The organism is Mycobacterium sp. 5-140-3-2 (assembly GCF_035666375.1).
GTDB lineage: Bacteria > Actinomycetota > Actinomycetes > Mycobacteriales > Mycobacteriaceae > Mycobacterium > Mycobacterium intracellulare.
In genome coordinates this window covers 1,951,440-1,970,364 of record NZ_CP142025.1, presented here as the reverse complement: position 1 = coordinate 1,970,364, position 18,925 = coordinate 1,951,440, and the positions used below count along the sequence as shown (strand labels likewise).

Annotated in this window: 19 protein-coding genes; 14 read left to right on the top strand and 5 right to left on the bottom strand. The window is 65.7% G+C overall.

Annotation, left to right across the window (positions count from 1 at the left end; translation table 11 throughout):
- The first annotated feature begins 41 nt into the window (after positions 1-41).
- The 11 genes from P6281_RS09470 (at position 42) to P6281_RS09420 (ending at position 10,510) form a co-directional block, all read left to right on the top strand.
- The gene (locus P6281_RS09470) at positions 42-1,292 is read left to right on the top strand and encodes a hypothetical protein (RefSeq protein WP_009956478.1); all 1,251 of its coding nucleotides are present in this window, start codon (positions 42-44) and stop codon (positions 1,290-1,292) included.
- 4 nt (positions 1,293-1,296) lie between these two features.
- Positions 1,297-2,103: an enoyl-CoA hydratase/isomerase family protein gene (locus tag P6281_RS09465; protein ID WP_009956480.1), complete on the top strand. Its 807-nt coding sequence runs from the start codon at positions 1,297-1,299 to the stop codon at positions 2,101-2,103.
- Between the two features lie 13 nt (positions 2,104-2,116).
- Complete coding sequence (locus tag P6281_RS09460) at positions 2,117-3,364, top strand: acyl-CoA dehydrogenase family protein (RefSeq protein WP_014384327.1); 1,248 nt, start codon at positions 2,117-2,119, stop codon at positions 3,362-3,364.
- Positions 3,361-4,176, top strand: a complete 816-nt coding sequence (locus P6281_RS09455; protein ID WP_008255430.1) for an enoyl-CoA hydratase/isomerase family protein — start codon at positions 3,361-3,363, stop codon at positions 4,174-4,176. Before P6281_RS09460 ends, P6281_RS09455 begins: the two co-directional genes overlap by 4 nt.
- Positions 4,173-4,973 (top strand): enoyl-CoA hydratase/isomerase family protein, encoded by an 801-nt coding sequence (locus tag P6281_RS09450; RefSeq protein ID WP_009956482.1) that lies wholly within the window; start codon positions 4,173-4,175, stop codon positions 4,971-4,973. Before P6281_RS09455 ends, P6281_RS09450 begins: the two co-directional genes overlap by 4 nt.
- Positions 4,970-6,433, top strand: coding sequence for a class I adenylate-forming enzyme family protein (locus tag P6281_RS09445; RefSeq protein ID WP_014384326.1), 1,464 nt, complete (start codon positions 4,970-4,972; stop codon positions 6,431-6,433). Before P6281_RS09450 ends, P6281_RS09445 begins: the two co-directional genes overlap by 4 nt.
- Before the next feature lie 366 nt (positions 6,434-6,799).
- Complete coding sequence (locus tag P6281_RS09440) at positions 6,800-7,459, top strand: hypothetical protein (protein WP_009956485.1); 660 nt, start codon at positions 6,800-6,802, stop codon at positions 7,457-7,459.
- Between the two features lie 34 nt (positions 7,460-7,493).
- On the top strand, positions 7,494-7,898 hold the full coding sequence (locus P6281_RS09435) for a hypothetical protein (protein ID WP_009956486.1): 405 nt from the start codon (positions 7,494-7,496) through the stop codon (positions 7,896-7,898).
- Position 7,899: 1 nt separating this feature from the next.
- On the top strand, positions 7,900-8,505 hold the full coding sequence (locus P6281_RS09430; protein WP_324738828.1) for an SDR family oxidoreductase: 606 nt from the start codon (positions 7,900-7,902) through the stop codon (positions 8,503-8,505).
- Complete coding sequence (locus P6281_RS09425) at positions 8,502-9,260, top strand: SDR family NAD(P)-dependent oxidoreductase (RefSeq protein WP_014941653.1); 759 nt, start codon at positions 8,502-8,504, stop codon at positions 9,258-9,260. The genes P6281_RS09430 and P6281_RS09425 overlap by 4 nt, the downstream gene beginning before the upstream one ends.
- Positions 9,261-9,325: 65 nt before the next feature.
- Entirely contained in the window at positions 9,326-10,510 is a 1,185-nt protein-coding gene (locus P6281_RS09420) for an amidohydrolase family protein (protein WP_009956491.1), read from the top strand.
- 19 nt (positions 10,511-10,529) lie between these two features.
- Here the strand turns inward: P6281_RS09420 and P6281_RS09415 are convergent, their stop codons facing one another.
- Genes P6281_RS09415 through P6281_RS09400 form a run of 4 tightly spaced genes read right to left on the bottom strand, consistent with a single transcriptional unit; the run spans position 10,530 to position 15,451 of the window.
- The gene (locus P6281_RS09415) at positions 10,530-12,092 is read right to left on the bottom strand and encodes a class I adenylate-forming enzyme family protein (protein ID WP_009956493.1); all 1,563 of its coding nucleotides are present in this window, start codon (positions 12,090-12,092) and stop codon (positions 10,530-10,532) included.
- On the bottom strand, positions 12,089-13,291 hold the full coding sequence (locus P6281_RS09410; RefSeq protein WP_009956496.1) for an acyl-CoA dehydrogenase family protein: 1,203 nt from the start codon (positions 13,289-13,291) through the stop codon (positions 12,089-12,091). The genes P6281_RS09415 and P6281_RS09410 overlap by 4 nt, the downstream gene beginning before the upstream one ends.
- On the bottom strand, positions 13,288-14,247 hold the full coding sequence (locus P6281_RS09405; RefSeq protein ID WP_008255411.1) for an acyl-CoA dehydrogenase family protein: 960 nt from the start codon (positions 14,245-14,247) through the stop codon (positions 13,288-13,290). The genes P6281_RS09410 and P6281_RS09405 overlap by 4 nt, the downstream gene beginning before the upstream one ends.
- 7 nt (positions 14,248-14,254) lie before the next feature.
- Complete coding sequence (locus tag P6281_RS09400; protein WP_008255409.1) at positions 14,255-15,451, bottom strand: amidohydrolase family protein; 1,197 nt, start codon at positions 15,449-15,451, stop codon at positions 14,255-14,257.
- A gap of 268 nt (positions 15,452-15,719) precedes the next feature.
- Between P6281_RS09400 and P6281_RS09395 the strand changes: the two genes are divergently transcribed.
- Positions 15,720-16,820 carry an acyl-CoA dehydrogenase family protein gene (locus tag P6281_RS09395; RefSeq protein WP_008255407.1) on the top strand — a complete coding sequence of 367 codons (1,101 nt, stop codon included), beginning with the start codon at positions 15,720-15,722 and terminating at the stop codon, positions 16,818-16,820.
- A 10-nt stretch (positions 16,821-16,830) separates the two neighbouring features.
- Positions 16,831-17,733, top strand: coding sequence for a TIGR03619 family F420-dependent LLM class oxidoreductase (locus tag P6281_RS09390; RefSeq protein ID WP_008255406.1), 903 nt, complete (start codon positions 16,831-16,833; stop codon positions 17,731-17,733).
- Between the two features lie 3 nt (positions 17,734-17,736).
- Here the strand turns inward: P6281_RS09390 and P6281_RS09385 are convergent, their stop codons facing one another.
- Positions 17,737-18,183, bottom strand: a complete 447-nt coding sequence (locus P6281_RS09385; protein ID WP_008255405.1) for a nuclear transport factor 2 family protein — start codon at positions 18,181-18,183, stop codon at positions 17,737-17,739.
- Between the two features lie 74 nt (positions 18,184-18,257).
- Here P6281_RS09385 and P6281_RS09380 point away from each other — a divergent pair, with 74 nt between their 5' ends.
- A complete protein-coding gene (locus P6281_RS09380; RefSeq protein WP_009956502.1) occupies positions 18,258-18,869 on the top strand; it encodes an isochorismatase family protein in 612 nt (203 codons plus the stop codon).
- The last annotated feature ends 56 nt before the right edge of the window (positions 18,870-18,925 follow it).

Below are 18,925 nucleotides of genomic sequence, written 5' to 3'. Positions count from 1 at the left end.
CCGGGCGACGACACGGGCCGCCACAACGAGGAGGCAATCCGATGGGGCAGACGGGGCGGATCACCGACGAGGGATTGGCCAGGTTGCGGGCTACCATCGGCATTGCCGTCCCGCACACGCAGCCACCGCACTACTACCGCCCCAACGAGGACACGTTTCGTCACGTCGCCGAAAGCTACGGTGACGCCAACCCGCTGTGGGCCGATCCCGAATACGCCGCGAAGTCTGTATGGGGAGAGTCTGTGGCCCCACCGGCCCTCGTCGGCGGCGACACGCTGATCGGGGAGGACGAAGTCACGACACTCTCGGACGAGGACCGCGCACTGACCAAGGGCGATCCACTGCGCGGGGTGCATGCCTTCTACGCCTCATCTGCTCGGGAATGGTGGGCGCCGCTGCGCGCCAACCACCGCGTCTTCAGGCGCAATGCCCTGGTGGCCGCGCTCGACAAGAGCAGTGAGTTTGCCGGCCGCGCCATCCACGAATGGTCCGCCCAGGTGTTCCGCGACGACGAGGGCACGATCTTGGGCGGCCAGTACCGCAACATGATTCGCACCGAGCGCAGCAAGGCGCGGGGCCGGAAGAAATACGAAGCCGTCCAACTCAAGACGTGGACCGCTGACGAGATCGCCGAGCTCGACGAACGCTACGGGCGCGAAAGCCCGCGCGGCGCCGAGCCGCGGTGGTGGGAAGACGTCGACGAAGGCGACGATTTGGGGTCGCTGACAAAGGGCCCGCTGACGGTCACCGACATGGTCTGCTGGCACGTCGGCATGGGTATGGGCATGTACGGTGTGCGTCCGTTGAGACTGGCGTGGCGGAACCGGCAGCGCATCCCCCGCTTCTACACGCCCAACGAGTACGGCGTCCCCGATGCCCAGCAACGCGTGCACTGGGAGCCCGACGCCGCGCGCAACGCGGGCAATCCCACCACGTTCGACTACGGGCGCATGCGCGAGACGTGGTTGATCCACTTGTGCACGGACTGGATGGGTGATGACGCCTGGCTGTGGAAGCTCGATTGCGAGTTTCGTCTGTTCAATTACGTCGGCGACGTCCACACCGTCACCGGTACCGTCGTCCGCAAGTACCTCGCCGACGGTGAACGCCCCGCCGTCGACCTCGAACTCGCGGCGACCAACCACCGCGGCCAGATCACCGCGCCGGGACACGCGACCATCCTGCTGCCCAGCCGCGACCGAGGGCCCGTGCGCCTGCCCGACCCGCCGGGCGGCGCGACGAACCTCGGCGAATTGCTGACCGCCGTAACGGAACAGTTCGCCGAGCGCTGAGCACATGAGTTACCGCAGTGTTCCCGGCCTTCTGGCCGAACAGCAGGGCCCGACCCTGCGGCTGACCCTCGACCGCGCCGAACGCCGTAATGCCGTCAACGACGCGATGCTGGACGCGATGATCGGTCATCTGGTCGATGCCGGCACCGACGAATCGGTGCGGGTCATCAGGATCGACGCCACCGGACCGGATTTCTGCGCGGGCGCGGACCTGATCGCCAACAACGCAAAATCCGAACGGAAACCACGCGTGGGCAGCACGCAGCGCCGCCTACCGAACAAGGCAAATCGGCTGATTCCGTTGATGCTTCAGACGCAGGTGCCCATTGTCGCCGTGGTCCGAGGTTGGGCGATCGGCCTGGGCTTCCACATCGCGCTGGCATCAGACTTCTGCGTCGCCGCCGACGACGCCCGGTTCTGGGAGCCGTTCATGGCGCGCGGCTTCACCCCCGACAGCGGCGCAGCCTGGTTACTGCCACGACTCATCGGATTGGTACGCACCCGACAGCTGCTGATGCTCGGCCGGGAAATCGACGGAACGTGCGCCGCCGAGTGGGGCATCATCCACGGCGCCTGCGCATCCGACGAATTGCCCTCGGTGGCCGAACAACTCGTCAGAGAACTGGGTGAAGCGCCCACGGTTTCGCTCGGACTCACCAAGTGGTTGCTGCACAGCGCCAACGGCCTCGACCTTGACCGCCATCTCCAGAACGAGGCATTGGCACTCGAATTGTCGAGTCGTAGTGAGGATTTCAAGGAAGGCTTGGCGGCCTTCCGCGACAAACGCGGTGCAGCATTCAAGGGCCGCTGAAGAGGTTGAGATCATGACGCAACTACCGATCCGCCCTGACACGCCGGTCGACGATGCGGTCGCGGCGGTGCGGCAGTGGATCGAGGCCGAGGTTCCGGCCGCCTGGCGCTCGGCCGCGGCCAAGGACCCCGCGACCCTGCGGGCGGTCCGCAGCCCTGCGGATTACCAACAGTGGTATCCGACCTTCGCCGAATCCGGCCTAGTCGTACCCACGTGGGCGCGTGAACACGGCGGCCTGGGTGTTGGCAACGAAGTCGCGCGCGCGATCGACGAGGTGCTCCGCCCGCTTCGCCTGACGCGTCTGAATCCCTTGGGGCTCAACAATGCGGCGGCAGCATTGTTCAGCCACGGTACCGAGGATCAGCGGCTGCGCTTCCTGCCGCCGATCGTGCGCAACGAGGAGAAGTGGTGCCAGCTCTTCAGCGAGCCTGGCGCTGGCTCCGACCTCGCGTCGTTGGCCACCCGCGCAGTGCGCGACGGTGATTCCTGGGTGATCTCCGGTCAGAAGGTGTGGACCACGTGGGCCGATCAGGCGGATTTTGCGATCCTGTTGGCGCGGACGGATCCCGAACAGCCCAAGCACAAGGGCATCACGTACTTCCTGCTCGACATGCACCAGCCGGGCGTCGAGGTGCGACCGCTTCGCCAGATCACCGGCGAGGCCGAATTCAACGAGGTCTTCCTCGACGGAGCGCGGGTGCCCGACGTCCACCGCGTCGGCGCCGTCAACGACGGCTGGCGCGTGAGTGCGTCGACGCTGTCCAGCGAGCGACAGATGGTGTCGGGTTCGGGCTCGGGTGGGATGGGCCGCCTCGGCGGGTCGAGCGCCGAACGACTGATCATCCTCGCCAGGGAGACCGGACGCTGGGCAGATCCCGTGATCAGGAACAAGGTGATGCGCTTGTGGGCGCAAGAGCGGGTACGCGGCTGGACCAATGAGCGCGTGCGCGCAGCGCTTTCGGCCGGCCAGTCCCCCGGCGCGGCCTCGTCGATCGGCAAGGTGCACCAGGCCACCATCAATCAGCAGATCCAGGACCTCATGGTCGATCTGCTGGGCACGGATGCGATCGCCTGGCCTGCCCACGACGATCCGGACGCTCTGCCGCGGGATGTGCAGGGCATGATGCGCAGCCTCGCCAACGGCACCGAGGGCGGCACCACCGACATCAACAAGAACATCCTCGGCGAACGCGTGCTCGGCTTGCCGAAGGAGCCGGACCCCTGGAAGGGCAAGCCCTGGAAGGACATTCCCCGTTCGTGAGCGCCTATGAACGCTTGATCGTGTCCAAGGCCGACGGGATCGGCTGGTTGATCCTCGACAGGCCCGAGGCGGGCAACGCCTTCGACGCGCTGATGCTCGACGAGCTCGAGGCCGCCTGGGCCGACCTCGATACCGATCCGGACGTCAAGGTGATCGTCAACGCCGCCAACGGCAGGGCGTTCTGTACCGGGATGGACGTGGTCCAGGTCGCGCGGGACAAGGCGGCCATGCGACGACACTCCCGCCGAACCAGGGATGCCGAGCTGAAGATCTCGTCCTGGCACTGCGACGTGTGGAAACCGGTGATCGCCGCGGTCAACGGGGTGTGCGCGGGAGGGGGCCTGCATCTGGTCGCAGACGCCGACATCGTCATCGCCGCCGAGCAGGCGTCCTTCACCGACCCCCACGTCTCCATCGGGCAGGCCGTCGCGTACGAGGCGATCACGCTGCTGCGCAAGTCGCCGATGGAGGCCGTTCTGCGAATGACACTGAGCGGCAAGGGTGAACGCATCTCGGCGCAGCGTGCCTACCAGTTGGGCATTGTGTCCGAGGTGGTGCCGGCCGATCAGCTCCGCGCGGCGGCGGGACGTCTCGCGGCCGCGATCGCCACGAATTCGCCGACCGCGATACGCACCACGAAGAAGGCGCTCTGGCACAGTTTGGAAGTCGGAATGACGCAGGCGCGCAGCGACGCCGCCGAGGAGATCTGGCGGCTCCGCAATCACCCCGATCATGCCGAGGGTGTCCGGGCGTGGCGCGAGAAGCGTGCGCCGCAGTGGCAACCGCTGCCCGACGTAGCGGAGGTTCCATGACATACCACAGACTCATCGTTGAACGACGGGGTCCCGTCGGATGGATCATCAACGACCGCCCTGACCGTCTCAATGCCTACGACGCCGTGATGCGCGAGGAATTTCCCAGGGCGTGGGCGGAATTGAACGCCGATCCCGACGTCCGCGTCATCGTGCACACCGGGAACGGCCGGGCGTTTCAGGTGGGCGCCGATGTCGAGGACCTCGACGGCGAGGCCGTGCTGCAATTCCAGGAGACCATGCGCACACTGGATCTGAAGCTGAGCGCCTGGCACTGCAATGTCGAGAAGCCGGTCATCACTGCCGTCAATGGGGTGTGCGCGGGCGGCGGGCTGCACTGGGTGGCTGACGCCGACATCGTCATCGCGTCGTCGGATGCGACCTTCGTCGACCCCCACGTCTCGATCGGTCAGGTCAGCGCGCTGGAGACCATCGCACTGATGCGAAAGATGCCCGCCGAAGCGGTGTTACGGATGGCACTCGTCGGCAGTCACGAACGGCTCACCGCCCAGCGCGCCTACGAACTCGGCATGATCAGCCAGGTGATCGACCCGCCCGACAAGCTGCGTGACGCCGCCCAGGAGCTCGCCGAGAAGATCGCCAAGAATTCGCCCTCGGCGATGCGCGCCACCAAACGGGCACTATGGGGCGCGCTCGAATACGGCCTCACCGATGCGTGCCGCGAAGGTGCGAAACACCTGACATCGATGTGGGGCCATCCGGACCAGAACGAGGGCCCTCTGGCCTTCGCGGACAAGCGAACTCCGAACTGGGCTCCCCTGGAGGCTGATTCGTGAACCTCGCAACGCTGCTGGACGGTCTACCCGACGTCGCGGTGCACACGGTCGGCGCCGAGGTATCCCGTGACGAGCTGTCGGCCAGTGCCCAGCGACTCGGCAAGCTGCTCGCCGAGTCCGGGCTGGCGACGGGACAGGTCGTCGCCGCGATGCTGCCCAACGACGCCACCACCATCGCCGCGCTGTTCGGCACGTGGCACGCCGGCGGCGTGTACACACCGCTAAACCCCAGGGCGGCCGATCCCGAGATCCTCGCCCAGCTGGAAACGCTGCGCCCCGTTGCCATCATCACGACCCCCGCACTCGCACAACGTTTCTCGACTCATCACCTGCCCGTAATCACCGGCGAGGCGCTGTCGTGGACCAGGGTCGCGTCGTCAGGCCATCCGGCCGGCGAGCCGTGCTACGACGACGACGTCGCGCTGCTGCAGTTCACTTCCGGCACCACGGGACCGCCGAAGCCGGTGCCGCTTCGTCACAGCACGGTGCTCGATCTGATCGACCGGCTGCTGGCCAAACTTCGCGGCACGAAACCTGGCTTGGAAAATGCGTCGGCCCCACCGAAGAGGCCCCCCATGCCGAACCTGGTGCCCTTGTCGTTGTCGCTGTGGGCCGGCATCTACCAGGTGCTGTTCGCGTTCCGGGCCGGTTCGGGCGTCGTGCTGATGGACCGGTTCTCACCGACGGATTTCGCCGCGCTGGTCCGGCGCCACCAGCTGCGATCCACGGTGCTGCCGCCCCCGGCGCTGACCATGGTTCTGCACGACGACTCGCTGGCCGACCTCTCGCCACTGAAGATCGTGCGGTCGATCACCGCTCCCCTGTCGCCCGTGCAGGCGCGCCGGTTCCGCGACAAGTTCGGGGTGATCGTGCTGAACTCCTACGGCCAGACCGAACTCGGGGGCGAGGTGGTGGGCTGGTCGGCCGCCGACGCCCGGGAGTGGGGCGAGACCAAACTGGGTTCGGTCGGCAGGCCGCTGCCCGGCATCGACGTCACAATCGCCGACGACGAGGTGATGGTCCGCACGCCCACGACGGCCGCCCGGAAGATCGATCCAGCCTTCCTGGACCGGCTGACCGACGACGGCTGGTTCCACACCGGCGACCTCGGGTGGTTCGACGACGACGGCTTTCTGTGGCTCGACGGCCGAGTATCGGACATGATCAATCGTGGTGGCCTCAAAGTGTTTCCCGGCACGGTAGAGGACGTCTTGCTGGCCGCCGACGGGGTGCGCGAAGCCGCCGTCGTCGGCGTTCCGGACGAGCGGCTCGGGGAGGTGCCGTGGGCGTTCGTCGTCAGAGGCGATGAGTCGGTCTCCGAGGCCGGCCTCGTGTCGTGGTGTCGAGAGCGTCTGACGCCCTACCGGGTTCCGGTACGCATCGTGTTCGTCGAACAGCTGCCCCGCAACGATGTCGGCAAGGTGGTCAAACGCGACCTCGCTGCGCTCGCGGACGTGTGACCCTTTCCCTCCAACGCCTACGCGACGAAAACGATTGTTCTCATTTCTGAGAGTGATGTTAACGTTTGGTGGCAAGTCGTCACCCCGCTAGGAGGGTCTCATGTGGCAGGAACTGGTAAGACTGGCTGTGACCTGGGCAGTGATGTGTGGCCTTGTCGCATTCTTCTACTGGATGCTGGCCAACATCGGCACCTTCTGATAGACGCAGGAGACACAGTGGACGAGCAGGATCGACGACGCAAACGTGGATTGATCGCGTTCCAGGTCTTCATCTACGGAGTGCTGATCGCGATGTTCGCGATCCAGCTCCAGATGTATCTCACGAGGGATTGGTGATCAATGACGAGTCCAACCCGATCGACCGCCATGGACGAGCACGAGGCACAAACGCGTGAGATGCAACGGCGCGCGGATCGATGGTGCATCGCCGGCACCGCGCTCATGGGCACCCTCGTCCTCGGCATCGTCGGCCTGCCCATATTTTGCCGAGGGATCTATCTGTTGAGAAAGGCGCAGCGCGACGGGCTGTCGGTTCGGCCAATGATGGTCACGCTCATCGGATACGTCATCATCCTCGACGCCGCGCTCAACAGCATCGGCTGGGCGCTCGATTTATTCGCCAACCACGCCCTGATCACCCGCACGGTCTTCACCGCATGGGGCAACCTCATCGACGCCGGCTACTTCTGGCACTACAACGAACTCTGGATCGGCGGAGCCGCTGCGCCAGGCGAGAAGGCCTGGGTCATGGTCTGCGTGCTGATCGCCTTTCCCATGCGCATCGCCGCCGCCATCGGGCTGCTCCAAATGAGACGCTGGGGCCACCAGTGGACGATCGTGACGTGCTGGTTCGGAGTGATCGTGTGGACCGGCTACATCCTCAACATGACGATGTACGCCGACGTCCGCTATACGGCAGTCGGGCTACCGGTTCTCGGGTGGTGGGCATTCAACATCTTCTACGTGACGCCGTTCCTCGCGATCCCGTACCTGCACACCGTCAACCGAGAGATCTTTTCCGACTAGCACCGAAGGAGGGACCGCCGTGTCTAATTCCAGTGTGGGGACCGAGGATTCGGTCGAGCCGTTGCCGGTCGGAACCACCCCGACGTGGGCGCGAATGCACAAATGGCTCAAACGCGGGCTGTACGTCTGCCTGTTCGGGCTGGTCATCGAGGGCTCGTTGACCGTACCTGTGATGGCGGTCTGGTACGGCTGGCCGACGCTATCGCTGACCGAGATCTGCAGTGAGCTCATGAAGGTGCGCTTCTCCGACGACAGTCTCCAGTGCCAACAGCCCTATCCACTCGGTGGGCCCCCGTTCGGGGGAGCACCCGAAGCGGCCGGCCAGCACACCGCCCGCGACGACTGGGGCATCCAACCCAAACCCCGGTACGTACGTATCGGGTTCAGGGAGTTGGTGAAAATTCACGATGACCGCCTAGCGCGCCAGCCGAGTCGATGACGTGGCGTCGTCCACAGTCGTCTTGGGCGCGGCCGACGGTCTGGCGCGCGAGCTGGCAGACGGACTCGACGGCATCGTCGCGGTACCCGGACGTGGGCTGGCATCGGGCATCACCGGAGCGGTCGTAGTCGTCGGTACCGATCCGGCCCCGCGGCCGTCCGACGCGGCCGGCCTCAGTGGCGAGGAATGGGATCACATCGTCGACGGGATGATGTGGCCCGCCCTCGCTGCGCTCCAGCGGGCACGGTCCGCGTTAGCACCGCACGGGGGACGAATCGTCGTTGTCGTGCCGACAATCGGCATGGCGGGCGCGGCCCGACTGGTGGCGTACACCACCGCAGTGGAAGGCATCCGCGCGATGGCGAAATCCGCTGCGCGGCAATGGAAGCGCGAAGGCGTGTCCGTCAACCTGGTCGCGGCCCCTCTGCGACTGTTCACGCCCGAAATGGACTCTTTTACCGCGCACCTCACCGCGGCTGTGGTCCACGACGATTCGACGCTTCTCCACACCGTCGTCGAGGCGGTGAAATTCCTCTTGCGGCCGGATATCGATCACCTCGTCGGCGAGACGATCGTCGCCGACGGAGGGGCGGTGATGCTGCCATGAGCCTGCACGGTCTCACCGCGCTGGTGACTGGTTCGGGCGCCGGGGTTGGCCGCGGCATCGCCATGGCTCTCGCCTCGGCCGGGGCGCACGTCGTCGTCGCCACCCGGTCCGAGACCGGGTTGGCCGTCGCCGAGGAAATCACCGCGCGGGGCCACGATGCGACGTGGGCACGATGCGATGTGACCGACGGTGACGCAGTGGCGGGCGCGATACAGCTGTCCCTGGCGACCACCGGGCGGCTCGATGCCGTGGTGCACAACGCCACGAGCAACGCCTCGAGCCAGCCGCACCAACTGGCTGATGTCGATCGTTCCGTTTGGGGCGACCACTACTCGGTGTCACTTCGTGGAGCGCACTTCTGCGCCGTTTCAGCATTTCCCGCGTTGAAGAAGCGGGGCGGCACCTTCCTCGTCATGACCTCGCCCGCCGGCAGCGAAGGCAGCGCGACCCTGCCGCTCTACGCCACAATGAAGGGCGCGTTGCGCGGTTTCGCCAAGAGCCTCGCGCGGGAATGGGCCCCTCACGGCATCACGGTGAATGTTGTTTCACCGCTGGCATATTCACCCGCGATGACCTTGGCGATAAGCGCCGAGCCGGCGATGGAGGAAAGGCTGGCACGCCGAATCCCGCTGGGACGCATCGGAGACCCCGAAATCGATATCGGCTCAGCCGTGGCATACCTTATCGGTCCCGCCGCTCGCTACGTCACCGGGCAAACCCTCGGTGTCGATGGCGGCCATTTCATGAACCTCTGAGCCCGTTCGCTGCAGATACCAACGTTCGCTATGATTGAGAATCAATATTCTCACGCCTGCTGGAGGTGCTGGTGAGCGACGACAAAGCGTTTGAGGTCTGGGACGCCGACAACCACATGTACGAGACGATCGACGCCTACACGCGATATCTGCCGGAGAAATACTCCGAGGCGCTGAAATTCATCGACGTCAACGGGCGCAAGAAGTTGCAGATCTTGGGCACGGTCACGGAGTGCATCCCCAACCCGACATACGAGGTGATCCCCACACCCGGCGCCTGGTCCGATTACTTCCGGGGCATAAACCCAGAGGGCAAGACGTTGCGGGAGCTCGCCGAACCGATCCGCTGCCCCGATGAGTTCAGGCGGCCCGACCTACGCCTGGCGCTGATGGACCGGCAGGGCGTCTACGGCGCCGTGATGTTCCCGACGACAGCGGGCATGCTCGAAGAACGGACCAAATCCGACACCGAGCTCACCCACGCGGTCACGCATGCGTTCAATCGGTGGTTACTCGACGACTGGACATTCAACTACCAGGACCGGATCTTCCCCGTTCCTGCGATCTCGCTGAACGATCCCGCGCTGGGCGTGCAGGAACTCGAATGGTGCCTGAACAATGGCGCCCGGACGGTATTGATCCGGCCGGCACCCGTTCCGCGCGAGGACGGCACGTCGCGGTCACCGGCGCTGCCGGAGTTCGACGATTTCTGGCGACTGGTCGAGAATTCGGGTATCTCGGTGCAGATGCACAACTCGGACTCCGGCTATGAGCGCTACGTCGACGACTGGGAGGAAGCCACGGAGTTCAACGGATTCGCGCTGAGCAAGCTGCGTGGTTTCATCTACGAGGAGAGCCGAAACATCTTCGACACTCTTGCGGCGTTCATCGCGCACGGGGTGTTCGAGCGCTTCCCCGGGGTACGCATCGGCGTGGTCGAGAACGGCGGCTCGTGGGCACACCGCCTGTTGGACGTGTTCGACCGCGTATACCGCAAGAGGCCATACGACTTCAGCGAGCATCCCTGCGATGTCTTCCGCAGACACGTGTGGATCAATCCGTTCCACGAGGAGGACATGTCGCACCTCGTCGACATCCTGGGTGCGGATCGGGTGATGTTCGGCTCGGACTACCCGCACCCCGAGGGGCTGGCCGAGCCCGCGGATTTCGTCAAGGAACTCGAGGATCTTCCGGAGGACACCAGGGCACGAGTGATGGGCGGCAACCTCAAGGAGCTCATCGGCGTCTAGCCGGGCCCGATGAAGTGCTTCAGCCGAACCGCGCCCGCAGCTCGGTCTTGAGGACCTTGCCGGTGCTATTCCGGGGCAGCGCATCCACGATTTCGAGTCGTTCGGGCGTTTTGTGCTTGCTCAGTCCCCGCGCTTGACAGTGATCGAAGACCGACGAAAGCGTCACCGCCACACCCGGGCGCGCGACGACGACAGCGCAAACACGCTCGCCGGTCCGCTCATCCGGCACCCCGATGATCGCCACGTCGGCCACCGCCGGGTGGCTGGCCAGGACACCCTCGACCTCCAAGGCCGAGATGTTCTCCGCATTGCGGATGATCGCATCCTTGATCCGGCCGGTGACGACGACGTTGCCGTCGTCGTCGATGCGGCCCAGATCTCCTGTGCGAAACCATCCTTCGGCGTCGAACGCGTGGGCATCCAGAGTTGCGTCGACGTAGCCGAGGAAGCACTGCGGCCCCTTGAGCCGCAACTCCCCCTCCGTGCCACGCGACACCTGCTGTCCAGCTTCGTCGACGACCCGTACCGCAACGCCGGGCACCGGTTTGCCGACGGTGTGATCCAGCAGCTCCGCCGGACCGTTCGGCGCCTGAGAGGTGGCGACCGGAAATTCGGTCAAGCCCCACGCATTGGCCACGCCGTCGACCGAAAGCGTTTGTCGCACTTGGTGACCGAGCTCGGCGGTGATTGGCGCACCCCCTCCGACGCAGCCCCGCAGATCGGGGTAGAGCGGTTCGTCGCCATGCTTCGCCTGCGCCGCCATGAAGGCGACGAAGAAAGGCGTCGCGCTGCCCAGCAGAGTCGGGCGGTGCGCCGCGATGGCGACAGGGGTCTCGACGGGGTCGAAGGCGTCGAACAGCACCAGCTTCATCCCGGTGAGCAGGGCCGCGGCGAGCATCGCGGCGCCTCCGATGTGCGAAACCGGAAACGCGATGGGGTTGACGTCGCGACTGGACGCCCCGACGATCCCGATGACCCCTGCCGAACCGGCGATGACCGACCGGTCGCAGTGCCGCGCTCCTTTCGGTGCCGCCGTCGTGCCCGACGAATAGTAGATCCACCGCGGTTCCTCGCCGCCGCGCGGCGGTGGAGGCAGCTCTTTTGGTTCCCCCACCGGCAGCCGAAGCCCGCCGGTGACGGGTGCGTCGTGGTCGACGACCACGACGGACATGGGCCGCTCACCGGCACGTTCACGGGCGAGCTGATACGCGAGCGCGGTGTGGTCGAAGTCGCGCCACAATCCCGGGACGATGATGACTTCGGTCCCGAGTTGTGCTGTCACAAACCGCAGTTCGCTCTCCCGCCATATCGGCAGCACCGGGTTCTGCACCGCACCGAGGCGCGCCAGCGCCGTCATGACGACCATCGTCTCCAGCGTGGTCGGCAGTTGCCAGGACACCACCGTGCCCGCACCGATCCCCCGCTGCGCCAGCGCCGCCGCACAAGTCAGTGCGGAGTCCCGCAGCTGCGCGCACGACAGGCTGCGCCCATAGTCGTCCGCGAGGACAACCCAGTCGGGGTGCGCCCGCGCGGCGGTCTCCACCAGGGACCAGTAGGTCTGCGCCGCAGGACGTGAGGTCATCGGCTCGGCAGGTGCAGTCGGCGCTTGGCAAGAATGTTGCGCATCATCTCCGAACTGCCGCCCGAAATCGTGTAGGCGCGCGACCACAACCAGCATTCCCGCAACCGTTGTTTGGCGTTCTGCACCTCCGGGTCCGCGACCCCGGCGACGGTCGCGGACGCCGCCAACTGGGCGCCGTAAGCCGCGACGCGGTGGTATGTCTCCGCAAAACTCAACTTCGCGATCGAGCCGTCACCCGGTCGTTCGTCGCCCGATGTCAGCCGCTCCACGTGATCGTCGATGAACGCCTTGGCCACTTCGACCTCCACGGCCAACTCGGCGACCTTCTGGCGTATGTCGGCGGACTCCAGCGCGGGTGCGCCGTCGACCTGCGCGTGGCGGGCCACGACGACCAGATCATCGATCAACAGTTCCAGCAGAACGACGTTTCCACCGATGCCGAATCGTTCAAAGTCCAGGCCCGCCATGATGATTGACCAGCCGTCGCCCGCTGCGCCGATCAGGCTCTCGGCACCGACGCGGACTCCGGTGAGGAAGACCTCATTGACCTCGATCGCATCACCGATCGTGCGGATCGGACGAACCTCGACGCCGTCTGCCGAGAGCGGCACGGCGAAGACCGACAGGCCGTGGTGGCGCGACGACGCCGGGTCGGTGCGCATCAGAGCGAGGCCCATGTCGGCCCAGTGGCCGTCGGTGATCCAGGTCTTCTGCCCGTCGAGGCGCCAGCTGCCGTCGTCTTGCCGCGTACCGCGGCTGCGCACTCCGGCGATGTCGCTGCCGGCGTCGGGCTCGCTGAGCAACTGGCACCAGACATGTTCGCTGCGCCGAATCGATGGCAGCAGCATTCGTTTCTGCTCGTCGGACCCGAAGTGCAGAAGGACATGGGCGGCCAGGTTCACCTGGTCCACCGGGCGCGGCGCGCGGGCGCGCAGGATCTCCTCGCTCACGATGCGGTCGTGCAGCGGGTGGTAGTCGTCGCGACCGCCGTATTCGACCGGCCAGTCCGCACCGGCAAACCCCGCCTCGAACAAGCCGGCGAACCACGTGCGCAACAGGGCTTCCTGCTCGGCGGTCTCGGGCGCTCGGTGGCCTTCGCGCGCCTCGATCGCCGGTGCGTGTTCGGCGATGTGTGCCCTGACGCGATGCCTGAACTCGGTCAGCTGCGCCTCGGTGGGCCGGTTGACGAAAGCGCTCACCAGCCGGACACCTCCGCCAGCAGCGCGCGACTCGACCGCGCCGTGCCGATCAGGTGAGAGTTGGTGAAGACGCGACGCAGTTCGTAGTGCAGCGGGTACTCCCAAGTGAATCCGATGCCGCCAGACAGTTGCATGCATTCGTCCACGGCGGCCGATGCTTTCGCCGCCACGAACGCGTGCGCGGCCGCCGCCAGGGCGGTCGCCCTTTCGTCGCCGGAGGCTATGGCGCGCGCCGCTTTCATGATGACGGCCCGGGCTTTGACCTCGAAGACCAGCAGCTCGACGAGCCGGTGCTGAATCGCTTGGAAGCTCGCGATCGGCGCCCCGAACGCCACGCGCTCCCGCAGGTATGCCGTCAGACGTTCAAGGGTCATCGAGGCGGCGCCCAAGGAGTCGGCGGAAACGAGCAGCCGAGCCACGGCCATCAGCTCTGTGGCCCTGCCGGGCGGCCCGATCAGGGTGCTGGGCGCGTCGGTGAGGTCGATACGCCAGACCGTTCTGGTGACGTCAAGCAGGTCGCCGTCCAGCACCGTCCGCGCGGGATCCGGGTCACGAATCAGGTGAATTCCGTTGCGTCCCAGAAGCACAATGATGTCGACTTCATTGCCGCGAATGATCCGTGCGGAGGCGTCCGCGGCGGCGAAGCCCGCTACCGTCGTGCCGGCGAGCAGACCGGGGAGCAACTGTTCCCTCACATCGGCGGGCGCCGAGGCAAGCGCGCCGGCCGACATTGTGGTACCGAACCATGCCGACCTGTCGTTCGCTCGTCCGAGTTCTTCGGCTATGACGCACGTTTCGACGGGACGCCAGCCTGCGCCACCCGCCTCCTCACCGACGAGCAGCGCGGTCCAGTCCATCGCGGCAAGGTCCTTGACGGATTCCTTTTCGCCGCGCTCGGCCAAAAACTCCCGCGCAGACCCGCGCAGCAGGTCGAGGTCGACGTCGTCGTCTGCCATCGGGCGGTTAGCTCCGGGAGAGCAACTGGTCGGCGTTGTCACGCATGATCCGCCGCTTGGTGGCGTCGTCGAGCGGGTCGAGCAGCTTGGCAAATTCGGCCGGCACGGCCAGGCCTTCGGCGTGCGGGTAATCCGAGCCCATCACCAAGCAGTCGTCGTATCCCAAGCCCGCGACGATTCCTGGGATGTCGTCCTCGGGGTACGGCACGACACGGACATGACGGCGGAAGATCGCCGAAGGCCGCTCCGTCAGCTTCCCACCAATCCAAGGCCCGTTGCGGCCCATCCCTCTGCTCTTGTCCATGTGTTTGACGAAGAACGGCACCCATTCCGCCCCGTGCTCGGCGACGAGGACGTTCAGGCCCGGGAAGCGACCGAAGAGGTTGTCGAAGATGAGAGCGGACAACGTCTCCTCGATCGGGCGCTGGCCGTAGACATTCATCCACTGCCACGCCGACATGTGCCAAGAAGCCGGGTCGGAGTTTTGTCCCCAGGCGGGCGAGATCGCATTGAAGTACCAGAACGGCATGATGTGGAACACCAGGATGCAGCCGGCCTCCTGCAAGCGTGCATAAATCGGGTCGAAGTACGGGTCGCCAGGCGATCGACCGTAAGCCGGCCCGGTCGGCAACAGCACGAACTTTGCGCCCTGCGCGATGATGGCCTCCGTCTCGGCGATCGCAGAATCCAAGTCGCGCAACGACATCAGCGCCGTGGCGAAAATTTTGTCTTCGTAGTTGAAACCCCACTCTTCGTCGAACCATCGGTTGAACGAGCGCAGGTTGGCGTACAGTGCCGCTGTGTCGTCGACGTAGTGTTCGGCGGCCAGGGCCATACCGCTGGGATAGATGACCATACGCTCGATGTTCTGCTCCGCCATGACGGCAAGGCGTGCACCGCGCTCGATGAATTCCGGTTGCATGGGTTGCGGCTCGTAGGACTCCTCGGGGTTGCCCGATCCCATCTGCTTGAGCATCTCCTTGAGCGAGCCCGGCCGATAAGCGACATCGAGGCCCAGTCCCCCTTCGCTGTTGAACGTGGCGACCCGATGTCCCGCAAGGATCACCTCGACGCCGTCCGCTCCGCGCACGGTGGTGATCGCCCGGTCCCGAAACTCCTCCGGCAGATAACGGGTGAACGCGTCCCGCGTCTCGTAGCAGTGGGTGTCGCAGTCAAAGATGCCGTAGTCGAGTTTCGTCGTCACCGCTTCGCTCCTTAAGCGCGAGAATGATTATTCTCTATTTTCACAAAACATACTATCCTGATCCGACAATGGCCATCTCGCGCGGGATGGCCAGGCGCCCGAGTGAGGGACGCCGGCGTCAGCCGCGATCGCGCAAAGGAAGACATGACTCCATCAAAACCGCTGTACGACAACATGATCGGGTGGGCACCGCTGAGCGTTCGGTCTGCCGCGTTGCGCATCACAGATCCCGCAGCAGCCCGGGTGAGGCCGAACCGGGAGGCCCGGCGTGCCGTCAAGTGAGGTCGACGAACTTCGCAGCGTCGTCCGCGACTACTTGAGCGCGACATCGCCCAGCGAGACCGTTCGCAAGCTGATGGCGACGGACATCGGGTACGACGAGGCGTCGTGGCGCCAGATGGCGGGCGAGTTGGGACTGCAGGGCATAGTCGTGCCGGAACGATGGGGCGGGGCCGGTGCCGGTGTGGTCGAACTTGCGGTGGTGTTCGAGGAAATGGGACGCGCGCTGGTGTGCTCCCCCTTCTTCGCCACCGTGGCGCTGGCGACCCAGGCCATTCTCGCCAGCGAGGACGACGCGGCGGTGGAGCGGTTCGTTCCTGGGTTCGTCGACGGTTCCACCACCGCGACGCTGATCCTCAACGGCCAACTCGGCGCGTGGGACCCGGATGCCGTGACGTTGCGGGCCGACCGCCGGGGCGCCGGTTATCGGATCCGTGGTGAGGCGCCGCTCGTTATCGACGGTCACACCGCGGACGTCGTCTTGGCGCCGGCCATCACCGACGCGGGCGTGTCGTTGTTCGCGGTACGTGCCGGGCCAGAGGGGCTTTGTCGCACGCCGTTGGCCGGACTCGACCGCACCCGCAAGGTGGCGCGGGTGCAGTTCGACGGCGCACCGGCGGAGCTGATCGGAACAGACGGTGGTGCCGCGAACTTCCTTGCCCGCACATCGGACCTCGCGCTCGTCGCGCTGACGGCCGAACAGGTCGGCGCGGCGCAACGGTGCCTCGATATGGCCGTCGACTACGCCAAGAATCGAATTCAGTTCGGTCGGCCGATCGGTAGTTTCCAAGCGGTGAAGCACCGGTGCGCGGACATGTTGGTTCAGGTGGAGGGCGCGCGATCGGCCCAATCGCATGCGGCCGCAGTGGCCGGCACCGATGATCTCCCGACCGCCGCGTCGGTCGCGAAGATGGTGTGTTCGGAAGCCTTCCTGCAGGTTGCGCTCGACAACATGCGCATCCACGGCGGAATCGGCTTCACCTGGGAACACGACGCCCATTTGTACGTCCGGCGCGCCAAGGCCAGTCAGCTGATCTTCGGCGACCCGGACTACCACGCGCAGCGCCTGGCCACGCTCGTCTCTGAATGAAAGGATCCTCGTGACCGTCTCCTTTTCCCTCGAACTGCCGACTCATCGTGTCGAAACGGTCGATGAGTTCGTAACCGCTGAAGCGATCGCCGAAATCGCGCGAGTGGCCGAGGAGAGCGGGTTCGCAGCCGTCCACGTCACCGATCACCCCGCACCCGATGCGAAGTGGCTCGACCACGGCGGCCACCACGCCCTTGATCCGTTCGTCGCGTTGGCTTTCGCGGCCGCCGCAACGACCGACGTCAAGCTGTTGACCAATGTCTACATCGCCGCTTACCGCAATCCGTTTCTCGGCGCCAAATCGATCCAGAGCCTCGCGGCGTTGTCCAACGGGCGCCTCATCCTCGGAACTGCCGCCGGATATCTCAAACCCGAATTCAAGGCGCTCGGAATCGATTTCGACAACCGCGGCGCTCTGCTCGATGAGGCGCTGGACGTGCTGGACAAGGTGCTCACCGGTGAGGACATCGCCTACCAGGGGACGTCATTCGCCGCCCGCGGTGTTCGGCTGCGCCCGCTGCCGACGACTCCCCCACCGGTATGGGTCGGCGGCAACAGCAAGCCGGCCGTGCGCCGGGCGGTATCGCGCGCTCAGGGGTGGGCGCCGTTCAACACGTTCGGCTACGCCGCCGCATCGCGCACCGCGGAGATCTCGACCATCGAGGATTTGGAGGTCGCGATCGGCTGGGCCAAGCAGTACGCGGCCCAAATCGGCCGCACCGCACCGCTGGACATCTGCTTCTCCGCGGGAAACCTCTTGGAGGACAGCAGATCGGCCGACGAACGTCACGCCATCATCGCGCGGCTCGCTGCCGCCGGGGTCACCTGGTTGACCATCGCCCCGTCCGGCTCCGACCGGAGCGAACTCATCGAACGTTCGCGCGCTTTCGCCAAGGAGTTCATCACGGCATGACCCTTAGGCCATCAGGCTGTCGGCCGCGAACGCGTCCACACTGATCCGGCGATGGGCGAACAGCCACCGACCATTCAGGGGCACAAGAACGTCGCGGTAGCGGCCCCAGTGGTCGAGTCCGATGTCGGTGTGGACCGCGAAGTAACTGCTGACCTCGACCCTGGTGTTTGCCACCGACCCGAACCGAATGCTGGAGACATGGTGGCGGACGTGGGTCGGAGCGCGCCGTGCCGGCTGGCCCGGTGTCGAAGGCCGGGTCACCGCGGCGCCGAGGCCGGCCTCGATTTGCGCGGGCCCCGTCAAGCGCTCGGCACCGCCGGTGAATTCCAGCACTCCCTCGTCGCAGAAACACGCCGCCAGCGCACGAAGATCGAATCGATCGGTGGCGGCGGTGTAGTCGGCCAAAGTCTGCCGTACCGACTCCCGCACTTCAAGCTCCCAAGCCTCCATCGGTCCTCCTCGTGGAAATTGAGTTCCAGCACACGATAACGTCTATTCTCATGCCACAACCCAGCCTTCAAGCCATGCTCGATCCCGCAACCACCGCGCTGGTGACCCAGGAGTGCCAGGGCGGGGTGATCGGGCCGCAGGCCGGCCTTCCATTGCTCGCCGAAGAGGCCCGGCGCGAAGCCATTCCCAACATCGCCAGGCTGCTCGGCGCCGCCAGGGCGGCCGGTGTCGCGGTCGTGCACTGCCTGATCGAGAAGCGCCCGGACAACCGGGGATCGAACAGCAATGCCCGGCTGTTCATGGCCGGAAAATCGTTCGCCGCCGACCTGACTCCCGGCAGCCCCGGCGCATCGGTCCTGCCCGAACTCGGTCCGGTACCCAGCGACCTCGTGCTGACCCGCACCCACGGCGTCGGACCGATGACGGGTACCGATCTTGACTCGGTGCTGCGGAACATGAACATCAAGACCATTGTGGGAGTGGGCGTTTCGGTCAACATCGCCATCCAGAACTTCGCGATGGACGCGGTGAACCGCAGCTATCAGTTCGTGTTGCCGCGTGACGCGGTGAGCGGGTATCCACGGGAGTACGCCGAGTCCATCATCGATAACACGCTGTCCCTGCTCGCCACGGTGACCACCACCGATGCCGTGATTGACGCGTGGAAAGGGATCCCGGCGTCCTGACCCCGTCTGGATGTTGAAAAGCCAAAGTGATAACGTCGTTCTCACTTATCGTAAAC